General features: G+C 56.3%; 1 rRNA gene. It reads left to right on the forward strand.

Going from position 1 to position 513, the window contains the following annotated elements:
- Positions 1-513 (forward strand): 23S ribosomal RNA (locus AC3ERT_RS36665); the annotation flags it as partial.

Below are 513 nucleotides of genomic sequence, written 5' to 3' on the forward strand. Positions count from 1 at the left end.
AGTAGCACGCTCAAGACCCGAAGCGGAGTGATCTAGCCATGGGCAGGTTGAAGCGCGGGTAAGACCGTGTGGAGGACCGAACCCACCAGGGTTGAAAACCTGGGGGATGACCTGTGGTTAGGGGTGAAAGGCCAATCAAACTCCGTGATAGCTGGTTCTCCCCGAAATGCATTTAGGTGCAGCGTCGTGTGTTTCTTGCCGGAGGTAGAGCACTGGATAGGCGATGGGCCCTACCGGGTTACTGACCTTAGCCAAACTCCGAATGCCGGTAAGTGAGAGCGCGGCAGTGAGACTGTGGGGGATAAGCTCCATGGTCGAGAGGGAAACAGCCCAGAGCATCGACTAAGGCCCCTAAGCGTACGCTAAGTGGGAAAGGATGTGGAGTCGCAGAGACAACCAGGAGGTTGGCTTAGAAGCAGCCACCCTTGAAAGAGTGCGTAATAGCTCACTGGTCAAGTGATTCCGCGCCGACAATGTAGCGGGGCTCAAGCGTACCGCCGAAGTCGTGTCATT

Source organism: Actinacidiphila sp. bgisy145 (genome assembly GCF_057708125.1).